Origin of the sequence: Streptomyces sp. NPDC088745 (genome assembly GCF_044751045.1) — a bacterium.
GTDB classification, from domain to species: domain Bacteria; phylum Actinomycetota; class Actinomycetes; order Streptomycetales; family Streptomycetaceae; genus Streptomyces; species Streptomyces cremeus.
On sequence record NZ_JBIVLB010000022.1, the window covers coordinates 34,291 to 54,466 of the forward strand.

Consider the following 20,176-nt stretch of genomic DNA (forward strand, 5'->3'; position numbering starts at 1 on the left):
TCGGCAGCACCCCGTGACCTCCGCACCCGACGTCTTCACGTCGTCGAACGCGACGACGTCCCCATCCGCCCACACGAAGGACAGCACCCCATGACCAAGGAACACGACACGAATGCGACCGGACAGGTGGCCCTCGTCATCGGCGGCGGGCGCGGCATCGGCGCCGCCGTCGTCGAGGCGTTCGCCCGGTGCGGCGCCCAGGTCGTGGCAGCCGACACCGACCGGCTGCCCTCCACCTTCAACCACTACCGCTCGACGGCCGTCACCGGCTTCACGGAGGCACGCGAACTGGCCGCCAAGCTCACCGCGGACGGGCTGGACGTGAGCGCCGCCGAGGTGGACGCGACCAACGAGGACGCCGTGCGCCGTCTCTACCAGGAGATCGCCGACGGCCCCGGGCGGCTCGACACCGTCGTCAACGCCTTCGGGGTCACCCACGTGAGCCCGGTCGAGCGGATGGAGCTGGCCGAGTTCCGGCACGTGGTGTCCGGCAACCTCGACGGTGTCTTCCTCTCCTCGCGCGAGGCCCTGCCCCTGCTGCGCGCCTCCGGCGGCGGATCCATCGTCAACTTCTCTTCTGTTTCCGGGCGTTCGGGATTCGCCAAGGTCTCCCACTACTGCGCGGCCAAGTTCGGCGTCGTCGGCTTCACCGCCGCCCTCGCACAAGAGGTCGCGAAGGAGAACATCCGCGTCAACGCCGTCTGTCCGGGCATCGTCCGCTCCAACATGTGGCGCTACCTCCTCTCGGAGTTCGTCCGGCCGGGCGAGACCGAGGACGAGTGCTGGGAGCGCATGCGCACGATGGTCCCGCAGCGGGAGTTCCAGACCCCCGACGACATCGCCGGCCTCGTCCTCTACCTGGCGTCGGCGCGCCGGGTGACCGGGCAGGCGATCAGCGTCGACGGCGGGATGTCGGCGCCGTGACCGGGACGCCAGTGGCACAGGCAGACCCCTTCGACGGTCCGGACTGGTCCTTCACGGGCCCCGGGGACGCGTGCACCCGGGACGCGGCCTCCCTCACGATCCGCGCCGAGCGCGGCGCCGACCTGTTCGCCATGCCCGGCCACTACGAGGCGTCGGACGTCCCACGGCTGGGGCGGACGGTCACCGGCGACCACACCCTCTGGACCGGGGTCACCGTCGACGGTCGCGGCTTCGGCGACGCGGGCGGCATCCTCGTGCGCTGGGCGGACGGCTGGTTCAAAGCCTGTGTGGAGCGGACCAGGGCGGGCGGCTGGGCGGTGGTCACGGTCGTCTCCCGGCCGGTGTCCGACGAGGCGGCGGGCCCGGAACTGGCAGGGCCGAGGGCCGAGTTGCTGGTGACGAGGGAGGGGCGGCGCCACGCCGTGCTCTGCCGTGAGGACCCGGACGACGAGTGGCGTTTCGTCCGTACCTTCTTCGGCGCCCCGGCGGCGGACGTACGGCTCGAACTGTTCGCGCAGGCGCCGTTCTCCGACACCTGCACGGCCGCCTTCGCGGTACCGCACCGCACGTCGGCCGCGCTGGCCGACCGACGCTGACCGCTGCCCGACCCGAAGGACAGCGCCGAGCACCACTCACCGGCCCCGCCCCACCGAACCGGAGGCTTCCCATGATTTCCCCGTTGCCCGTGACCGACCTGCTCTGGGCGCACTGGAAGACCAGGACCCTGCTCGCCGCGGTCGACCTGGGTGTCTTCACCGCACTCGCCAAGGAGGCGCTGCCCGCGCCCGCCCTGTGCCGACGCGTCGGCCTGCACCCCCGGCCCGCCGCCGATTTCCTCGACGCCCTGGTCGCCCTCGGCCTGCTGCGACGCAGCGGAGACGTGTACGCCAACACCCCCGAGGCAGCCGAGTACCTGGACGCCGGCAAACCGGTCAGCTACCTGGGCGACAGCTTTCTCGCCCGCTGCGCCGGGATGGCCGACGACCTGGTGGGCGTCCTGCGCACGGGGGAGGCGAAGGGCGACGCGCGGGACGGCCGGGACTTCTACGCGGGGCAGTACGCGTCCTCGGACTCCGTGCGCGCCTTCCAGCGGGACATGACCGCGCTGAGCATCGGATCGGCCCACGCCCTTGCCGAACGGTTCCCCTGGGACCGCTACCGCACCCTCGTCGACGTCGGCTGTGCGCAGGGGGCACTGCCCGGCTGGCTGCTGCGCCATCACCCCCATCTGACCGCCGTGGGGTTCGATCTGCCGCCCGCCCGCGAGGGCTTCGAGGAGTACGTCGAGGCACTCGGCGTGGCAGACCGGCTGGAGTTCCGGCCCGGCGACTTCTTCAGCGACCCACTGCCCTCGGCGGATGTGATCGTGTTCGGTCACATCCTGCACAACTGGGGGGAGGAGGAGAAGCTGCGGCTGCTGGAGAAGGCATACGCCGCGCTCCCGCCCGGCGGGGCGGTCCTGGTGTACGAGACGCTCATCGACGACGACCGCCGCAGCAACGCCGTCGGCCTGATCCTCAGCCTGATCATGCACGCGGAGGTGCCCGGCGGCTTCGACTACACCGGTGCGCAGTGCCGCGAGTGGCTGCGGCGCACCGGATTCCGCGACGTCTACGTCGAGCACCTGGACGGGCCCGAGTCGATGGTGGTCGGCGTCAAGTGAGCACCGCACACCCCCCGACGCCCGGCACCGACCTGGTGATGTTCTGGAATCTGCACGAGGCCGGGATCGAGCGGCTGCACGGCCGCGACGAACAGTGGCTGGCCCAGTGCGCACTCGTCGAAGCGCTCCGCCCGCGCGTCCTGCTCACCACCGAGGGCTGGGGCTGGCACCGGGACGGCGGCGCGCGCTTCGAGGACGCCAAGGCGGCGTTCGGCATGGACGGCGCGCTGTTCCTCGCGAAGACCGGCTGCCACCAGGCCGTCTTCTGGCAGCGCGACATCGAACCGGTGGACACCGAACACCCCGGGCACGCACTGACGCACTGGCACGGCCACGGCCTGGCCACCCTGCGCCTGCCCGGCTGGACCACGCCCTTGCGCTTCCTGGTGGCGCACCTCGACCCCTTCAGTCCCACCGGCCGGCGCATCGAGGCGGATCATCTGCGCCGGTACGCGGACCCGGCCCTGCCGCCACTGGTGATGGGCATGGACGCCAACAGCCTCCCGCCCGGCGATCCCGAGCCGGACTGGGGCCGGGTGCCGAAGCACCGCAGGGCCGACCACCTGCTCGACGGGCCGGGCGGCTCCGACCGCGCCCCGGTGCGGCTGCTCCTGGGGGACCCGTCGGACCCTCTCCTCGTGGACGCGGGCGCCCACCTGGGCGACCGGTCACCGACCTTCGGGACGGTGCCGCCCACAGAGGCGGAGCGCCGTATCGACCTGTTCCTGATCTCCCCCTCACTCGCCCCCGGCCTGGTCGCCTACGCGTCCGCCGACCCCCACCCCGAACCGCGTGGCGACCGGCCGCCCGCCTCCGACCACCGACCCGTCACGATCCGGCTCCGCCGCCGGTGACCCCAGGAAGGGTGTGGCCCCACGTGCTTCCGGCCCGCCACCACGACGCCGTGGTCTTCGACCTCGACGGCACGCTCATCGATTCCGTCCGCCCCGACTTCCTGGCGTGCACCGCGCTGTTCGCGGAGTACGGCCTGCACCTGCCGCACGGGGTGTGGGCGGCCGAGGTCTGCGGCCGCCCCGAGGGCTATCCGCACCTGTTCGCCGTGCTGCGGCGCTGCCGGGACGGTGGTGCGCTGCCGGGCGACGACCTGCTGCGACAACGGCTCGCGGCGCTCTGGGAGGTCTTCATGACACCCGAACACGTCCGCCTGCTGCCCGGTGTGCGCCGCGTCCTGGAGGGTGCTCGCGCAGCCGGACTGCGCCTGGGGGTCGCCTCCTCCTCCGACCGCCGCTGGGTGTGGCGGTGGCTGCGGCACTACGGCCTCGGCCACTACTTCGACACGGTGGTCACCGGCGACGACGTGACCCGCCGCAAGCCGGACCCCGAGGTGTACCTCGCGGCAGCGGCAGCCCTTGCGGTCGAACCGGCCCGCTGCCTGGCAGTCGAGGACTCGGTCACTGGCGTCACTGCCGCGCGGTCCGCCGGCATGACGGTCGTGGCGGTGCCGACGGCTCTGACCCGGAGCCTGGACTACGGGGCGGCCGACGAGATCGCCCGCGACCTCTCGTCGGTCGACCTCACCGCGCTGGAGCCCGGGAAGCCGACGCGTACGCCATGACGTGCTCCGGCCCCGCAGCGGTCGGGCTGCGGGGCCGGAGCGGGCACCACGGACGTGGGCGGGGCGGGACCTCGGGCCGGGGCCGGGGGGCTCGGCGGGGTCCGGCCGAGCGACTTCCGACGGCAGCGGACCCGGGCGCCGACCGCGCCGTCAGAGCGTTCCCACGTATCCGTTCTGCACGGCGAAAACGGTGAGCTGGGTGCGGTTGACCGTTCCGGTCTTGGTGCGGAGCCGGCGTATGTAGGTGTCGACGGTGTGCGGGCTCAGAGACAACTGGCGGGCGATGGAGGAAACGGTGTCTCCTGTGCTGAGCAGTCGGAGGACCTGGGTCTCGCGACCGGTCAGATTGGGTGTGGCGTCCCTCATGCTGCCTCCTGGTGTCTGGGCCTTCAGGTGGTGTGCGGGCACGGTCACGGAGTTCCTAGCCCCAGGACGTGTCGTCGTTGGGGTCGGCGCACCGCCCGCCGCACGAGGACGGGCGCGGCAGGTCCCGAGCCTCGGAGGGACCCGCCGACGTGCTGCGGTCGTGACCCTGCCAGACCGGATGCGAGACGGCGGGCAGGGCGATCAGCGCAGCGGTCGCCACGGTCAGCAGAAAGCGCTTCACAGGAACTCCCGAAGATGTGAAAGATGCATTTTGTGCAGTTCATCGAGTATTCGGCCATGGGCGGATCCTGCCGGGCTTCCGGCGTAATCCGGCTATGGGTGGAGCCTGCCGGACTCCACGAGGCCCCCACAATGGATCATGTACCTCACCAAGTTGCATGGCAGTTTGAGGCCGGGGGGACGAGATGGACCTAAAGGGGCGGAACGGCGGTGAATTCTGCCGCGACGGCGACCCCAGCGAGACGGAACTGGCCCTCTACGACTGGGTGCTGGAGCACCAGGAGGTCGACACGGAGCGCGCAGCCGCGCACCTGGGGCTGGATCCGGACGCGGTTCGGGACGCCCTGGACCGACTGCGCAGGAGCGGCCTGGTCCAACGCACGGCCGGCGATCCGGCGCGGGAACTGGCGGTCGGTCCGGAGGTCGCCACCGGTGCACACATCGCGTTACTGGAACAGGACATCCGGGAGAAGCAGCGTCAGATCGCAGGCATCCAGGCGGCTGCGGCCCGCTTCGCCCCCGCCTACCAGCGTCACGCCGCGTGCGGCGCACGGGGGGTGGAGGTGATCTCCACCCTCGACGAAGTCCGCGCCCTGCTCAACCGGCTCTCCTTGCAGTGCCGGGACGAAGTGCTGTCGTGCCAGCCCGGCGGCGGAGCCCGGGATCACGAACCCATGGAAGACGCCCTGGCCAGGGACCGTCCGCTGCTGGAACGCGGCGTACGGCTCAGGACCCTGTACCACCACACGGCGCGCTTCCACGGCCCGAGCCAGGTCTACGTGGCCGCTGCCTCCGCCCTGGGGGGCCAGTACCGGACCAGCCACGAACTGTTCGGCAGGATCATCATCTTCGACCGGGAGACGGCCTTCCTCCCGACCACCGACGGCGCCTGGGGTGCGGTCGTGATCCGCGAACCCAACACCGTGGCCTTCCTGTGCGGCCTCTTCGAACAGAAGTGGGAGACGGCCACGCCGTACGCCAACGCCGGCGACGAGGGCTTCGCCAAGGTGGCGGGCGAACTCGACCGCACCATCCTGCAACTGCTGTCAGCAGGGCTCAAGGACGAGTCGGTGGCCCGCCGGCTGGGTATGGCGCTGCGTACCACCCGGCGGCACATCGCGGACATCATGGACCAACTGGGGGCCGAGAGCCGTTTCCAGGCCGGGGTCGCCGCTGCACGGAGCGGGCTGCTGGACGACTCATGACACATGGACCTCGCCACCCCGCAACACGGAACCGCGGGCCCGCCCGACGGCGGCAGGTCGCACAAAGCAGTGACTTTTCACCGGAACCCGTCTGGGACACGCTGGGTCGGATCATTCGCGCTCCAGACGAACCGCGTGCGCCAGAGGGGGATACCGATGCCGAATCCGTACGGATCGGGTGGCTTGGACGGCCATCAGCTTCAGGAACTCGCTGTCTTCGTACGGGCGCACAGCGGCAAGGGCGCCGGAATCCTGTGGCCCGAGCACGCCGCTCCCCAGGACTGGCGAGGCCGTCCGGACGGACTCGCCGCAGGGCTCGCCCTGCTCCTCGACCGCCCGGTCGCCGCCGCGTCGTGTGCCGCGGTGCCCTTCCCGAACCCGGACGACGTGCTGGTCTTCCAGCTGAGGGGAAGCAGCGGGTGGCAGCTCACCCCGCCGGGCACGCGCGCGGAGGCGTCACCCCGGAAGCTGCGACTGCGGACGGGAGAAGCCCTGTTCGTACCGCGTGGCTACTTCGCGCAGAGCGAGCAGACCGACTCGTCCCGCAGGCTCTGCCTCGTCGTCGGAGCGGCCCGCACCGCCTGAGCTCGACTCCGCGGCTTCCACAGATCGTCAAGCCGCGGAGAGAGGGGCGCGGGTGACGTCGACGGATGCCCCGTTGGTGGGCATGCCGAGGAGTTCATGCAGCTCACGGGCACAGAACGGCTGGTCGGGCTATTGGTTGAAGGCGGGCACGACGGCTTGGCAGGCGGTGTCCGTCCCGGGCGGCCCGCTTTCACTTCCTCCGACCGGTGCGAGTTCGGCGATGGCCTTCCGAGTGGTGTCCAGGTCCGCGAGCCGCGCTTCGGTCTCGGCCAGGACGGCGGTCGAGTACGCCGGCTGGGCGCGTAGTGGGCCGGTCCGTGTCGTGGGACGCGTGAGGCGGAGGTGCCGGGCCGGTGGTCGTCCTCGCGGGCCGGCCGGCGGTGCAGCACCGACGTGCCGTCGGCCTGCTCCACGATCCACCGTTTCGGCTGTGGGGCGAAGCCCGGCACGTGCGACGCACGACCTGGACGACGACGGTCTCCGGAGCAGGATCACGCCGCCGTCGGTGCCACGGAGCAGCCCTCCCCCGGGCCCGGTCACCGCGAACGGCGCCTCGGGGCACGACGGGAACGTGCCGGGTTCCTGGTACGGGCGGCCCCTCGTGCCAACGGCGCGACGGCACCCGCGTGCGCACCCGCTCCCCGCAGTGGTCAGGAAGCGGGGTAGGGGCGTTCGTTCAGCAGCCGCGCGAGGTGGACGGTGTTCACGGCAAGGGTGTGCGTGGTGGAGGCGACGGCTTCCGGCGTGGTGTCCAGGTCCTGGTAGTCGGTGCCCTGCATGGCCTCGCCCACCCAGTAGGTGACCGCCCCGGGGGCGAGGGTGAATCCGACGTCGTTGAGGCCCTGGAAGAGGTCGGCGCTGACCTTGTGGGCACCGTCCTCGTTGCCCACCACGACGACCGCCGCGACCTTCCCGTACGTCAGCAGCCGGCCCTGCGCGTCCTGCTCCGAGAGCTCGGCGTCCAAGCGCTCCAGTACTCGCTGGCACACGCTGGAGGGATGGCCGAGCCAGATCGGCGTGGCCAGCAGCAGGATGTCGGCGGCGAGCATCTTCTCCCTCAGCGCGGGCCATGCGTCTCCCTCGCCCATGTCCAGGCCCACGCCGGGGTGCACGTCGTGGTCGACGACGCGCACGGTCTCGACCTGCGCGCCGAGCTTGCGGAACTCCTCCCCCGCCTGGTGGGCGAGGTGCATGCTGCTGGACGGCTTCGGCGACGGGCTCAACGTGCAGACAAGTGAGAGAACACGCATCGGGAACTCCTCGTGGTTCAGGGGGTCATCCACCCATGCCCTCTCCCATCCGGTTCTACCGTCCAGCCCTCCGCAGTCACCCCCTGGCGCAATCGGACAGACCCGCGGAGGCGAACGTGCCGGACGCCGGGCGTCGAAGGGCGGGCGGACGGTGGGCGGCCCGCCGGGGTGTGCCCGCACCGCCCGCGGCTCCCGTCCTGAGCGGCTCGCTCGTGCCAAGCCGTGCGGGAAGCGCGTCCGCGGTTCGCGGAGTCGTCTGCTCCCTCGCCAGGACGGGGGCGGAATCGGCCGAGGGGGTCGTCATCGCCGTGCCGGGCGAGCCTCCGAGCACTGCCCAGCAGGCGACTCGTACGCCACCGCATCCCTTCTGACCTGCGAAATCGCAGGCCGCTGCGGGGTACGGCGGTGCCTCTGGGACTTCGGGGCGCTTCCTGGCCCCCGTACACCCCGGACGGGGCCGTCCGAAGACGGCGTCGACGGCCGTGCCGCCTCGGGACCCAGCGCGGGGGAGGAAATGACACCTGCCTCCGTGTTGGCACGGCTTCCGGACGGAGGAGTCGAAGCAGTTCCTGTTGACCGCCTTGCAACGTGACGGTCGCCGGCTCACGCGGGCCGGCGACCGGGCGCAGACGTAGGGTGTGTCTCAAGAGGGCATCCCGCAGAAGCGGCGCAGGCTTCCGCATGCCGGTGGTGGAGGGTCCTGACGGGGGGGGGCCGAGGGTGCGGCGTGTTCGGGACCGCCCGGAACAAGCGGCGTGTTCGGCCCCGGGAGGTGTTCGGCCCACGGGAGAAGGAGAGCGAGGGTGACAGCGTGATCGCGGCGCCCGAGTCCGTCTTGCGGGCCCTGACCCGCGCCCTGGCCCCTGAGCGCGCCGGGGCGACGCTGTTGTTCGTCGAGGGTGTCGCCGGCGGGGGAAAGAGTCACCTGCTCCGGCAACTGGCCGGCCTTCCGGGAGCGGCGGGTGCGGTCCCCCTGTGGTGGCGGTGCGGCGTCGGCGACCCGCCGCCGGAGGCGGGCGGGAACCGGCGGGAACCGACCCTGTGGCTGGTGGACGACGTCCACCGGGCGGACGAGGACGAGCTGCGAGAGCTGCGCCGGGTGCTGGCACGGCTGGAACCGGGTTCAGCGGCCGCGGTGGCCTACCGCCCCGAGGAACTCGGCGTTCCCGGTCTGCCGCTGGGCGGCTCGCCGGTGACGTATCCGCACCGTCTGACGGTGCTCCGGCACCGGCTGACGCCCTGGGACGAAGAACGCGTCCGCCGCGCCGCCGTGGCGGCGCTGGGCGGAGACTGGTCGGGCGAGTCGCTGAGTCGGCTGCACGAGCGCACCGGCGGAGTGCCGCGGGTGGTCGTCGACCTGCTTGCCGTGCTGCGGGAACAGCAACCGGCGTTCACGGGCACGGCCGCGGAGATCGACGCGGCCGGTGTGCCCACCCGGCTGGCGGAACTGGTGCTGAGTCGCACGCACGCCTTGGCCCCGGCGCACCGCCCGCTGGTCTGGGCGGCTGCCGTCCTCGACCGGCCCGTCGGCCGTGCGGAACTGATCGCGGTGTCGGGGCTCGGCACCGAGACGGGGAGCAGCGCCCTGTTGCGGGCATTGGCGGGCGCGGCCCTGACGGAGCGGGGAGAGGGCCGCTACGGCTTCGCCGTCCCGTTGGAAGCTGCGGCCGTACGCGACTGCGTACCCGGGCCCGTCCGCCAGGACCTGCACAGGAGGGCGGCGCAGGTCTGGAGCCGCCAGCAGCCCGTGGCATGGGACGCGGTGGCCGAACACCACCGGGCGGCCGGCGACAGCCGCGGGTGGCTGAGGGCCGTGGAGAAGGCGGCTGGGACGGCGGCCGCGTCCGGCCGGCACCAGCAGGCCGTCGCGCTGCTGGAGCGGACGCTGGCCGCCCCGGGGCTCCCTCCGCGGGCCCGCGCCCGGCTGGCTCCGCTGCTGGCCCGCAGCGCGGTCACCGGACTGCGTTCGGACCAGACCGTGGAGGTGCTCGCGCAGATCGTGCAGGACGCTTCCCTCCCCCCGGCCGTACGTGGGGAGTTGCGTCTCGACCTGGGGCTGATGCTCTGCAACCAGATGGGCCGGTTCCCCGAGGGGTGGCGGGTGTTGGAGGTCGCGGCGGCCGAACTGCGCGAGGTGCGCCCGGGCCTGGCCGCACGCGCCATGGCGGCCCTGTCCAGCCCCTACTGGCCGGGCAACTCGCTCGATGTCCACCGGAGTTGGCTGGTCCAGGCCACCGCCGCCGCGGACATCAGTGGGGACGAGGCCATGCGCACGGCGGTTCTGGCCAGTCGGACGGGCCTCGCCATGAGCTGCGCCGACCCGCACGCCTGGGACCTGGTGAAGGAGTTGCCCGCGGAGAGCACGGACCCCCTCCGCGCCCGGCAGGCGGCCCGCGGTCTGTGCAACGCCGCCGACTTCGCGGTCTGGCTCGGCTTCTACGAGCGGGCGGAGGACCTGTTGGCGGCGGGAGCCGACCTGTCCGCGCGGAGCGGCGCACCGTACACCGAGTACAACGCGCTGGGGACGCGGCTGCTCCAGGAGTGGTGGACCGGCCGGTGGACCGGCCTTTCCGAGCGGTGCGAGGACTTCGTCGCCGCGACCTCCGACATGCCGTTCATCGCCTCCGACGCCTACGTCGTGCGAGGCCTGCTGGCCGTCGCCCAGGGCGACTGGGCAGAGGCGATGTCCTGGCTGTCCCAGCGAGGGACGTTCGGGACGGAGAAGCTGCCCGTGCCCCTGGTGGCGACCGCGGTCGGCGCGGTGATCCGCCTCGCCCTGGCCCGCCAGGACGTGACGGTCGCGGCGGAGCACGCGCATGCCGCCTGGGCGGTGGTGGCGGAGAAGGGCGTGTGGCCCTGGGCCGCGGAGCTCGCGCCGTGGGCAGTGGAAGCGGTGGCGCGCGCGGGCGACGGGACCGCCGCTCACGCCATGGTCCGGGACTTCACCCAGGGCCTCGGCGGGCGCGACGCGCCCGCCGCGCGAGCCGCGTTGGTGTGGAGCAGGGCCGTACTCGCCGAAACGGAAGCGCCGGCCCGGCAGCGGCAGGACGAGCTGCTGCGGGCCGCGGAACTGTACCGGGAGGCCGCGTCCGCCTACGGGGCGCTGCCTCGGCCCTACTCCCAGGCACTGGCTGCGGAGGGCGCCGCACGCTGCGTGCTCGCGGCGGACGCCGAACCGGATGCCCAAGCGGAGGCCGACCCGGACGTGGATGCCGACGCGGACTCCGGCCCGGCCGCGGCGGCCGGGGGACCCGCCGGCCGTCCGGACCGGCTGCCCGGCCGTCCCGCCGCCCTCGCGGCGATCGGCGAACTGGAGTCCTGCATCCAGCGCTTCACCGAGCTGGGGGCCGTCTGGGACGCGGCGCGGACCAGAGCCCTGTTGCGCACGCGGCGGCCGGTCAGGAAGGGCCGCCCTCCCGGGCGCCCCTCGCACGCCGACGAGTTGTCCCCCCGAGAGACGGAGGTGGCCGAGCTCGCGGCCTCCGGCCTGACCAACCGGGAGATCGCCGTGACCCTGCACCTGTCCCCCCGGACGGTGGAACAGCACATCGCCCGCGCCATGCGCAAGACCGGCGCGCTGTCCCGCCGCGACCTCGCCCACCGCCTGGGCCGCACCCTCTGAAACGACGGGACGAGCATGCCGGGCAGGAAGTGAACGCCGAAGCAGCACGGAGCACGGACCGCGTCAGCAGTGCCCCTCTCGGCTGTCAGGGGCGCCCGTACTGGCGGGACACGGAAGACCGGTTCGCCCTGAGCATCGTGTCGGACTCCCACGCGTCCACGGTCGCGGCCGACCAGTCGAACACCCAGCCAGGGCGCAGCCCGCGCTCTCCCCAGCCGCCCGAGCGCCGACGCGGGAGAGCGTCACCCGCTCTCTGGGCGGCGATCGCCGAGTCGCAGGCCTCGCGGGCGATGCGGAGGGCTTCCGTCCAGGTGTCGGCCGGCCCGGTGAAGACGTGCAGTCCGCACTGGTCGGGCTGTGCGGAGTTCCTTATGGGGACATTGACCTGGAAATAGACCTTGGTCATGGCGCTGTCTCCTTGGGTTCGCGCTTTCTCGCTCTGCCGGTACGGACTGCGGTGGAGGTGCGGGGGGGCCGCGCCGCTGCCGCACGTCCGCTCGACCGCTGATCAGATCGCATCACGTTACGAACCGGTCCGGGCTCTGAATATCCGGAATCGGCCAAACACCTATACGTACCCCGGCCGTCATGGGGGCGCGGGCCCCACCACCGCACGAGAACCCGGCCTGGGGGGGCCGTGGGCGCCAGGATCCGGCCACCGAAGCTCCGGCCGCACGGCCCCGCGACCGGGAGGTCGCCCACCGGGGCGGCGGTGGGCAGCGCGCCAGGCCGGCGGGAGGCCGGTGACCGGCGGAAACGGCATCGGCCGACGAACCGGCTCACCACCCGCCGGGTTCCGGCGAACAGGAACGAACCCTTCTGACGGCCGGTGCCCGCAGAACCCCGGCACGCGTCGGGTTTTCTGCGTATCCGTGAAAGAGGCCGCCTGATACCACCGCTCACGCGGCGCCCCTATGGTTCCGGGCAGGCGGAACTCCTTGGCATGACCGGCTCAGAGTTCCGGCCGAACCCCCCACCGCACTGGAGTCGACGCATGGGCCGGACAGCCCCGTACAGAGCCTTCGGCGGCACAGCAGCCGCCGGTGGCCCGCCGGTGACACCGCACGTGCGCGCCGTCGCACCGGGCGCGTGGTCGCCTCCGGCGACGAGGACGCCACGGGCGCCGACTCCAGCGTTACGACCGGCCCGCTGACGAGACCGCACAAACGCTTCCGCCTCCCCCCTGTCCGCTTCCGCGGCAGTTGACGGATGCGGTCGCAGAGCGGAAATCGAGGCACGATTTTCCGTTGCGTGCGGGGTCACCGGGAAATGATGGCAGAGTGCTGTTCGCTCCGGTCCTGGCGAATTCTTCGGAATGGATCGGCGCACATTAATGCGGGGTTCGTCGCGCCCCACGCCCGTACAACTCCTTTCCACGGCGGGTCACGTCGGCCCGTGCCCGGGTACGCGCACGGGCAAAGGCCGGCGCACCCCGCCCGACCCGCTCTTCGCCCGCCCTGACGACCGGCCCGATACCTCCTGAAGTGCTGTTCAAACCAAGCGTCTTGACGTTCCGCAGGGCGCGTTTCCCTTCAACAGGGACATCGTTGTTTCTGTTAAAAATTGCCTCCCGCACGCGTCTTGAAGTTCATTCAATCGCTACGCAATAGTTCGGGGCGCGGCGAGTTCCGAACTCTCCGCCAGGCAGGAACCCCCTTTCGCCGCGGCCTTGTCGGTGTATTCCGGCGAAACCCCCCATCGAGTTCCTGACTGTCATCCGAAAGGAATATGCGTGCGTAACTCTCGTACCTCCCGCCGCCTTGTCGCAGTGGGCATCGCTCTCTCCGCCTCCGCCCTCCTGGGGACCCAGACCATGGCGCAGGCCCAGGACACGGAATCCGCCCCCCGCTACCAGCCCGACATGGTCCGGGCGCTGGCCGCTTCGCTCGGTGTGACCGAGGAAGCCGCGACCGACCGTCTGGACCGGCAGGATGCCCAGCAGGCCAAGCTCGCAGGTCTCCGGGCGAGAGGGATATCCGGCGACGGAGCCTTCTTCGACACCGCCGGCAAGCTGACCGTCAACGCCGACGGCACCGCCGAAGCGGCCGAGATCGAGAAGGCCGGACTCGACGCCCGAGTGCCCGGAAGAGGCCAGGCCGCACTCGACAAGATCAAGGCCGAGCTGGACGCCGTCGCCGCCAAGGAGGTTCCCTCCGGTGTGGTCGCCTGGTCCGTGGACCTGGCCTCCGACAAGGTGACGGTCAAGGTCAACAACGAGCGCGGAGCCGCCGCCAAGGCGTTCCTCGCCAAGGCCGCCAAGTACGGCGCCGCCGTCCAGATCCTGCGGGGCCAGGAGAAGGTCGAGGCGAAGGCCGCGATCTACCCCGGCAGCAAGATGACGTTCAACAACACCAGCCAGTGGTGTTCCGTCGGGTACGGAGCTCGCGACGGGGCGGGCAACCAGTACCTGGTGACCGCGGGCCACTGCGTCACCAACACCCTGCGCTATGACGGGATCGCCTTCGCGAAGGGCTACAAGACCCGCTACGCACTCGGCACCCGCAGCGTCGACATGGGCATCGACACCATCAACCCCGGCCACTCCATCGTCACCAGCGTCGGCACCTGGGGCAACAGCAACCCGGTCGCCGTCAGGGGCAGCAGCCGCGCCTCGTCCGGCGCCGCACTGTGCAAGTCCGGCGCCACCACCGGCTGGACCTGCGGAGCCATCGGCTCGTACAACAACACCGTCACCTACACCGACCCGAACGGAGGCCCCGAGACGGTCGTCAGCGGCCTGGCCACCTCCAGCGTCTGCGTCGAGGGCGGCGACAGCGGCGGCGCGTACATCTCCGGCAACCAGGCCCAGGGCATGACGTCCGGCGGCCCGACCAATCAGCGGTGCACCGGCGGCGTCAACTCCCGCGGCTCCTCCTACTTCCAGCCGCTCGACGACACTCTCCGGTACTACGGGCTGACGCTCAACACCAACTGAACACATCCGCAGCAGAACCGTCGGGGGCCGCTCGCGAGACAGGCGAGCGGCCCCCGGCCCACCTCCCGGTACCTCCCGACGGAGTCCGGCCCTCGCACCGACCACAGATCCGCCTGTTGGAAGACGCCATGCCGAACGCCCCCCACACCGACGACCCGGACGTGATGTTCGCGGCCGTGTTCAAAGAGGCCCTGCGGCGGCGGGGTCTGCCGCTGGACCGCGTACGCGATCACCTCCAGTCGCAGGGAATCAGCCTCAGTCTCGCCACCCTCAGCTACTGGCAGAGCGGTCGCAGCCAGCCGGAGAAGTCCCAGTCCCTGCGCGCCGTCGACATCCTGGAACCCTTTCTCGGCCTTCCGAACGGCACCCTGCGATCGCTGCTGAGGCGCAGACCCCGCGGCTGGGTCCCGCCGCACGACCTGGCCGCCGTCCGTGGGGTGTACGGCGAGAACTCGGATGTCGAACAGGTCCTCGGCGACGCCTTCCCGTACTTCAACGCCGGCCTGCGACGGCTGGTCGTCCACGAGGCGGTGAGCGTGAACGAGCACCGCCTCGTCGACGAGATGCGCGTCACCGTCGTGGTCAAAGCCGTCCGCGGCGGCGTACGACACCTGACCGTCCTGCACACCCTGGACTCGCCGAGGACCGGCACCGCCGACATCACCGTCCCCTGCGGCCCGCCCCCGGTCCTGCGGTTCGCGCCGGAACGCAACTGCGTGATCGCCGACATCCCCTTCGGCCGCCGCCTGGCACAGAACGAGACCGCAGCAGTCGAGTACACCCTCCGCTCCGTCTCCACCGCGGGCATCTCCCACCAGCACGAGCGCCGCATCACCACCCCCCTGCAGACCTACCTGCTCCACGTACGCTTCCACCCCTCGGCGGTGCCGTCGAAGTGCTGGCACTACTACTGCAAGCAGCTCGGCGCCCCGCCGCACAGCCGACACCTCGTGCCCCCCGACAGCTTTCACTCGACGCACCTGCTGCCCACGAAGTGCACGCCCGGCGTGTACGGCGTCGAGTGGGAATGGCCGGACTGAGGCGCGAGGGAGACCTTGCGCAGGACGGAACGTGCGCCTGCGGGTCGTGTTCCTCACCTCCGTGGTGGGCGCCCCGGTCCTCGTCGCGGCCCACTCGCTGCCGGGAATCCTGGTCTTCGCCGGCCTGCTCACCGGGGGTGGCGCGCTGGTCCGGCTCGCGCCGGAACGCGAGGGCAACGCGTCCCGGCGCGGACGCCGGCTGTTGGCGGGCCCGAACGCCCAGGGGTCGCGGCCGGCGATCGTACCGGGACCGGTCCTCCACGACGCACAGCACCGGGCGTTCACCCTCATGGCGCCGCACCGCACACCGGCCACGGGCGCGTTCCGGTCCGGTGGTGGTTTCGCCGACGCCTCCACGGCCGAGGACCCGACGGTCAACGAGGGTCACGGCTGGGAGGGCTGTGAGGAACGGGATTCCGGGGCGTCGGCGCCGCGGGCCGCGCTGCCGCGTCAGGCACGCGGTACTCGGCGAGCGCCTGCTCGAACTCGTACTCCGCGTTCGTCCAGTCGTCTCCGAGGCCGAGGGACCGGGCCGCAGGCAGAGCCACCACCCGTCGCGGACAGGCCGCCGCGGGTACGGGCTGCCGCCCCCGAACCCCGAAAGGCCCCCACCTGTGTGCCGGGTGGGCGCTACGTGCGTACTTCGACGTGCGCCGCCCCTCTCCTTGCGGACCCCGCCGTCCCACAGCACCGTCCCGGTGCAAGCATCCGGCAGCCTTACCCGATTGGGTGACTGCGCCCCGGGCTTCCCACGGGCCAAGATCACCGGGTGAGTTCCTCTCTGACGCGCCGCGCGTGCGCCCTGACTCTGCTCCTGACCGCCGTCCTGTCCCCCGCGGTGTCCGCCGCCCAACCGGGCGACCCCGGTGAGGGGTCGGGACGCGCCGTACAGGCCCGCCTCCTCGGCGAAAGGACCGTTCCGCACAGGCTCGCCTTCCAGAACACCACGGTCGGCGGCCTCTCGGGCATCGACCGCAACCCGTGCACCGGCGAGTACGTCTTCATCAGCGACGACCGTTCCTACCTCCAGCCCGCCCGCTTCTACACGGCCAGGCTGGACGTGGACGCCGACGGAGTGCACGCCGTCGACTTCACCGGCACCCACCCCTTCTTCCAGCCCGACGGCTCCGTCTACCCGGCGCCGACGGCCGGGGACGGCAAGGCCGTCGACCCGGAGGAGATCCGGGTCGACCCGCGCAGCTGTGACTACTGGTGGGGGCAGGAGGGCGACCGGCCCAAGACGGCCGGCCCGCCGGTGATCCAGCCGTCCATCCAGTACGCGTCCCCCACCGGCGACCACCTCGGGCAGCTGAAGCTGCCCGCGAACTACGAGATCACGACGGAGGAGCGCGGCCCGCGCCGGAACCAGGCGATCGAGGCACTCACCTTCGGCTCCAAGGGCAAGGTGGTGACCAGCGCCGTCGAAGGCCCGCTCCTCCAGGACGGCCCGGAGCCCGACACGAAGAACGGCGCCCTGGTCCGCGTCACGCAGCAGAACCGCGCCGGGAAGGTCCTCGGGCAGTTCGCCTACCCGCTGGAGAAGATCTTCGCCGAGAACGACCCCGACAGCCCCTGGGGCCCGGACACCGGCGTCCCGTCCCTCCTCGCCTTCCCCGACCAGCCCCACCGCTACCTGGTGCTGGAGCGCACCTGGGTCGCCGGCGCGGGCTACAAGATCCGCCTCTTCGACGCCACCACCCGCGGGGCGACCGACGTGCAGGCGATGGAGTCTCTGGCCGAACAGTCCGTCACGCCGATGCGCAAGAGGCTCGTGGCGGACTTCGACACCCTGGGCCTCTCGGCCGTCGACAACACCGAGGGCATGACGTGGGGCCCGGGCCTCCCCTCCGGTGAGCGGCTGCTGATCCTCGTCAGCGACGACAACTTCGCCCAGGAGGCGATCACCCAGATCGTCGCCCTCGGCATCCGCTGACCGGGGTTCCATTCGCCATCCGTGAAGGGGCGCCTGCCGGGCGAGGTTCAAGGCAGGCGCCCCTCCTGCTCGGTCCTGCGACCGCCCTGCCCGCCGGTGCGGAATCCAGGCCCCCGGCGTGGACCACGAGCTCGGCCCGGCCGGCCTCCGGCCCACCGGGCTGCGCCGCACGAGCGACGCCCCGGCGCGTTCCGTCCGAGGAGGGAGCAGCCTCATGAGCGTTCCCGGTCGCGGCATCCGCCTTCTCCGGTTGCGGAGTCACCGTGGCCGGGCCGCCTGGCGGGGCTCCCTTGCCGTCGCAGAGGGGGCCGGCGGCCGGGTGGTTGGCCGAGTGGTCGCGGGTGACCCGGCGCTCGGCCTCGGCGGTCGCGGTCGGTTCGACGCCGACGAACCGGTCCCCCGGCCCGGGGCTGCGAGCGCTCGGCCTCCCGCGGGCCCCCTGTCGTATCGGCGCCAGGCAGGAACCCGAGGCTGCCGGATCGAGGCGAACCGATCGTGCTCCTGCAAGAGTTGCGGTGTTCGAGGCCGCGCCCGCACCGGGCGCCGTGTTGATGACCGGCCTGACAAAGGCTTTTCGTGGGGGAATGAGATCGTGGCGACTGAACACGTGGTGACCTGGATCTGCCATCCGGACGACTTCCTTCCGGAGTACGTGGAGAAGATCACGGCACGGATGGAGGAGCGCTGGGCCGAGCCGTGCGCGAAGCACGGTTTCTCCTTCCGCTTCATCTCCGCCAACGAGCTGGTGCCCACCTGCGGCGACCGGCCCCGGCTGTGGCACAACGGCGTGGACCTGCTGGAGACGCGCCAGGCGTACATCGTCGACGACGTCAGCGGCGACCCGCAGGCCACGCACTTCCTGCGGGGCGTCTACCGCGCCATCGACGCGAGCGATTCGGTGTTGCTCAACCGCTCCCTCGTCGGCTCCGAGAGCCTGGAGCGCGACAAGCTCGCCATCCTGGCGCGGGCGTCCGTACTGGGCATCAGGACGCCGAAAACGGTGGCCCTGCCCTTCGGCCGCTACGCGAGGAGGGGCCTGGACGTCGTCCGCGAGGAGATAGGCGAGGGTCCGTACATCCTCAAGGCGCGCGAGATGGGCACCGGCGTCGGAGTGCTGAAGCTGGACGGCTTCGCGCAACTCCGTGCGGCCGTCGACATCGTCTCGCAGACCGGCCAGAACTACATCGTGCAGGAGTACCTGCCCAACCGGGGCGACCTGCGGGTCGCGATGGTGGAGGGCAAGTTCGTCGCGAGCATGCTGCGCACTCCGGCCGAGGGTTCCTACCTCGCCAACGTCGCCCAGGGTGCCACCGCCACTGCCAACCCGGATGTGACCGCGGTCATCAGCGACGTCGAGCAGATCGTCGCGGACCTTCAGGCCGACTATCTCTGCGTGGACTGGCTGCTCACCGAGAACGGCCCGGTACTCGGGGAATGGGGAACGGCCATGGCCGAGTTCTCCACCCTCCCCGAGCCCGCCCGGTCCCAGCTCGCCGACGCCTTCTTCGCCTGGGTCGACCGGCTGCTCTCCGAAGGCGGGGCCGTCACCGCCGCCGATGAGGCCCGGTGAGCGTGGAGCCCACCGGGGTGACGGAGAGCGCCAGGCCGGCGACGGGGCACCCGCCCGCGGTCGCCGCGGGGCTGGGGTTCACCCTGCTGTCCAACGCCGGCCTGGCCATGGTGCTCACCCTGCTGCCCGTGGCGGTGCTGCACGGCGGCCGGATCGACCCGACCGTCTTTTCGTTCGCGCTGTCGGTCCATGTCGGTTCCGCGCTGGTGGGTGCGGTGTGCACCCCGCTGGTGTTCGGCCGGCTCCACCCCGCCTGGACGCTGACGATCGCGTCCGCGTTGAAGGCGGCCGGCTTTGCCGCCGTCGTGGTCACTACCGCGGATCCCGCTCTCTTCCTCTTCGCCGTGCTGGCCGGTCTCGGGGTGGGCGTGTCCCGCCCCGCGGTGCGGTCGCTCCTGACGGGCGCGGCGGGTGAGCACCGGCGCAGCCAGGTGTTCCAGGTGTTCTTCATCTTCCTGAACGTGGCCTACGTGCTGGCACCCGTCGCGGCCGGACCGGTGGGCCGGGCTGGGGTCCCCGCCCTGGTGGTCCTCGTGGCGGTCGAACTCGCTGTCGGCGTGACGGTGGGTCTGCTGGGCCGCGGCCTCCTCTTCGAGGTGCCCGCCCGTGGCACGCGCGGCTTCGGGGCGAGTCTCACCATGCTGAAGAACCGCGCCGTGGCCGTCGTGCTGGCCTATACCTTCGCGATCTACTTCGCGATGGGGTTCCTGTACGCGATGGTCCTGCTCTACGAGGTGGTCAATCCGGCGCAGGCCGAGCACCGCACCCTGTTCCTCAGCTATCAGCCGCTGGCCATCATCGCCATCCAGCTGGCCCTGCTCCCCTTCTTCGCGCGACTGCCACGGGGCGCGCTCTACACGACCGTGGCCGTCGCGGGCGGCGTCGGACTGGTGCTGTCGTTCACCAGCGGGCTGGTCGTGATCCTCGCCGGACTCACCCTCTTCGCGGTCGCGGAGTGCCTGGCCTTCCCCAAGATCCAGGTGGAGGCCGCGGACACCGTTCCCCCGGGCCAGCTGACCCAAGTCTTCGCCCTCGTGAGCGTGGTGACCGCGGTGGGCGAGATCATCGGCAACATGACGGCAGGCCTCCTCGTCGGCGGCGCCGCCTCCGGGCTGCCCGCGCCCGCCCACTCCGGGATGGCCGTCGGCCTGCTCGTGGGCCTCGTGCTCCTGGCCGCCGGCATCGGCGTCACCCGCTGCGTGGCCCCGGACCGCCCGCCCGGCATCCCGCAACACTGAACCCGGAACCGGTACGCGGCAACTGACGG

17 protein-coding genes are annotated in these 20,176 nt (G+C 71.8%); 13 read left to right on the plus strand and 4 right to left on the minus strand.

Translation table 11 applies throughout. The features are described 5' to 3' along the window. Window positions 1-90: 90 nt before the first annotated feature. The 5 genes from ACIP93_RS35175 to ACIP93_RS35195 all read left to right on the plus strand — a co-directional run bounded on the left by ACIP93_RS35175 (window position 91) and on the right by ACIP93_RS35195 (window position 4,163). Window positions 91-924, plus strand: a complete 834-nt coding sequence (locus ACIP93_RS35175) for an SDR family NAD(P)-dependent oxidoreductase (protein WP_345218195.1) — start codon at window positions 91-93, stop codon at window positions 922-924. Beyond that, on the plus strand, window positions 921-1,520 hold the full coding sequence (locus ACIP93_RS35180) for a DUF1349 domain-containing protein (protein ID WP_401765998.1): 600 nt from the start codon (window positions 921-923) through the stop codon (window positions 1,518-1,520). Before ACIP93_RS35175 ends, ACIP93_RS35180 begins: the two co-directional genes overlap by 4 nt. 89 nt (window positions 1,521-1,609) lie before the next feature. Further along, complete coding sequence (locus ACIP93_RS35185) at window positions 1,610-2,587, plus strand: methyltransferase (RefSeq protein WP_401766124.1); 978 nt, start codon at window positions 1,610-1,612, stop codon at window positions 2,585-2,587. Continuing rightward, window positions 2,584-3,441: an endonuclease/exonuclease/phosphatase family protein gene (locus ACIP93_RS35190; protein WP_401766000.1), complete on the plus strand. Its 858-nt coding sequence runs from the start codon at window positions 2,584-2,586 to the stop codon at window positions 3,439-3,441. Before ACIP93_RS35185 ends, ACIP93_RS35190 begins: the two co-directional genes overlap by 4 nt. 23 nt (window positions 3,442-3,464) lie before the next feature. Next, window positions 3,465-4,163: an HAD family hydrolase gene (locus ACIP93_RS35195; protein ID WP_401766003.1), complete on the plus strand. Its 699-nt coding sequence runs from the start codon at window positions 3,465-3,467 to the stop codon at window positions 4,161-4,163. A 150-nt stretch (window positions 4,164-4,313) separates the two neighbouring features. Here ACIP93_RS35195 and ACIP93_RS35200 read toward each other — a convergent pair whose 3' ends face one another. Together ACIP93_RS35200 and ACIP93_RS35205 are read right to left on the minus strand one after the other, a co-directional pair. Further along, the gene (locus ACIP93_RS35200) at window positions 4,314-4,529 is read right to left on the minus strand and encodes a helix-turn-helix transcriptional regulator (RefSeq protein ID WP_345218186.1); all 216 of its coding nucleotides are present in this window, start codon (window positions 4,527-4,529) and stop codon (window positions 4,314-4,316) included. 55 nt (window positions 4,530-4,584) lie between these two features. Next, window positions 4,585-4,770: a hypothetical protein gene (locus ACIP93_RS35205; RefSeq protein ID WP_345218184.1), complete on the minus strand. Its 186-nt coding sequence runs from the start codon at window positions 4,768-4,770 to the stop codon at window positions 4,585-4,587. A gap of 184 nt (window positions 4,771-4,954) precedes the next feature. On the opposite strand from ACIP93_RS35205, the gene ACIP93_RS35210 reads away from it, so the two are divergent. Together ACIP93_RS35210 and ACIP93_RS35215 are read left to right on the plus strand one after the other, a co-directional pair. Then, window positions 4,955-5,974: a LuxR C-terminal-related transcriptional regulator gene (locus ACIP93_RS35210; RefSeq protein ID WP_401766007.1), complete on the plus strand. Its 1,020-nt coding sequence runs from the start codon at window positions 4,955-4,957 to the stop codon at window positions 5,972-5,974. 156 nt (window positions 5,975-6,130) lie between these two features. Next, window positions 6,131-6,559, plus strand: coding sequence for a hypothetical protein (locus ACIP93_RS35215; protein WP_401766010.1), 429 nt, complete (start codon window positions 6,131-6,133; stop codon window positions 6,557-6,559). Window positions 6,560-7,209: 650 nt separating this feature from the next. Here ACIP93_RS35215 and ACIP93_RS35220 read toward each other — a convergent pair. Next, window positions 7,210-7,809, minus strand: a complete 600-nt coding sequence (locus ACIP93_RS35220) for an NAD(P)H-dependent oxidoreductase (RefSeq protein WP_345219050.1) — start codon at window positions 7,807-7,809, stop codon at window positions 7,210-7,212. Window positions 7,810-8,620: 811 nt separating this feature from the next. Between ACIP93_RS35220 and ACIP93_RS35225 the strand changes: the two genes are divergently transcribed. Next, window positions 8,621-11,431 (plus strand): LuxR C-terminal-related transcriptional regulator, encoded by a 2,811-nt coding sequence (locus ACIP93_RS35225; RefSeq protein WP_401766012.1) that lies wholly within the window; start codon window positions 8,621-8,623, stop codon window positions 11,429-11,431. 85 nt (window positions 11,432-11,516) lie between these two features. Here the strand turns inward: ACIP93_RS35225 and ACIP93_RS35230 are convergent, their stop codons facing one another. Then, window positions 11,517-11,837, minus strand: coding sequence for a hypothetical protein (locus tag ACIP93_RS35230; protein ID WP_401766015.1), 321 nt, complete (start codon window positions 11,835-11,837; stop codon window positions 11,517-11,519). A gap of 1,407 nt (window positions 11,838-13,244) precedes the next feature. Between ACIP93_RS35230 and ACIP93_RS35235 the strand changes: the two genes are divergently transcribed. From ACIP93_RS35235 to ACIP93_RS35255, 5 genes are all read left to right on the plus strand, one after another. Then, complete coding sequence (locus tag ACIP93_RS35235) at window positions 13,245-14,366, plus strand: S1 family peptidase (protein ID WP_401766127.1); 1,122 nt, start codon at window positions 13,245-13,247, stop codon at window positions 14,364-14,366. Window positions 14,367-14,494: 128 nt separating this feature from the next. Next, window positions 14,495-15,406: a hypothetical protein gene (locus ACIP93_RS35240; RefSeq protein WP_345218175.1), complete on the plus strand. Its 912-nt coding sequence runs from the start codon at window positions 14,495-14,497 to the stop codon at window positions 15,404-15,406. Between the two features lie 769 nt (window positions 15,407-16,175). Next, window positions 16,176-17,339 carry an esterase-like activity of phytase family protein gene (locus tag ACIP93_RS35245; RefSeq protein WP_401766018.1) on the plus strand — a complete coding sequence of 388 codons (1,164 nt, stop codon included), beginning with the start codon at window positions 16,176-16,178 and terminating at the stop codon, window positions 17,337-17,339. Between the two features lie 592 nt (window positions 17,340-17,931). Further along, complete coding sequence (locus ACIP93_RS35250; RefSeq protein WP_345218131.1) at window positions 17,932-18,909, plus strand: hypothetical protein; 978 nt, start codon at window positions 17,932-17,934, stop codon at window positions 18,907-18,909. Beyond that, window positions 18,906-20,147, plus strand: a complete 1,242-nt coding sequence (locus ACIP93_RS35255; RefSeq protein ID WP_401766022.1) for an MFS transporter — start codon at window positions 18,906-18,908, stop codon at window positions 20,145-20,147. The genes ACIP93_RS35250 and ACIP93_RS35255 overlap by 4 nt, the downstream gene beginning before the upstream one ends. The last annotated feature ends 29 nt before the right edge of the window (window positions 20,148-20,176 follow it).

Bases quoted from the DNA above. Each gene is read 5' to 3' on its own strand.
- ACIP93_RS35210 (WP_401766007.1), top strand. From the start codon at position 4,955: ATGGACCTAAAGGGGCGGAACGGCGGTGAATTCTGCCGCGACGGCGAC.
- ACIP93_RS35235 (WP_401766127.1), top strand. From the start codon at position 13,245: ATGGCGCAGGCCCAGGACACGGAATCCGCCCCCCGCTACCAGCCCGAC.
- ACIP93_RS35215 (WP_401766010.1), top strand. From the start codon at position 6,131: ATGCCGAATCCGTACGGATCGGGTGGCTTGGACGGCCATCAGCTTCAG.
- ACIP93_RS35220 (WP_345219050.1), bottom strand. From the start codon at position 7,809: ATGCGTGTTCTCTCACTTGTCTGCACGTTGAGCCCGTCGCCGAAGCCG.
- ACIP93_RS35230 (WP_401766015.1), bottom strand. From the start codon at position 11,837: ATGACCAAGGTCTATTTCCAGGTCAATGTCCCCATAAGGAACTCCGCA.
- ACIP93_RS35175 (WP_345218195.1), top strand. From the start codon at position 91: ATGACCAAGGAACACGACACGAATGCGACCGGACAGGTGGCCCTCGTC.
- ACIP93_RS35240 (WP_345218175.1), top strand. From the start codon at position 14,495: ATGCCGAACGCCCCCCACACCGACGACCCGGACGTGATGTTCGCGGCC.
- ACIP93_RS35200 (WP_345218186.1), bottom strand. From the start codon at position 4,529: ATGAGGGACGCCACACCCAATCTGACCGGTCGCGAGACCCAGGTCCTC.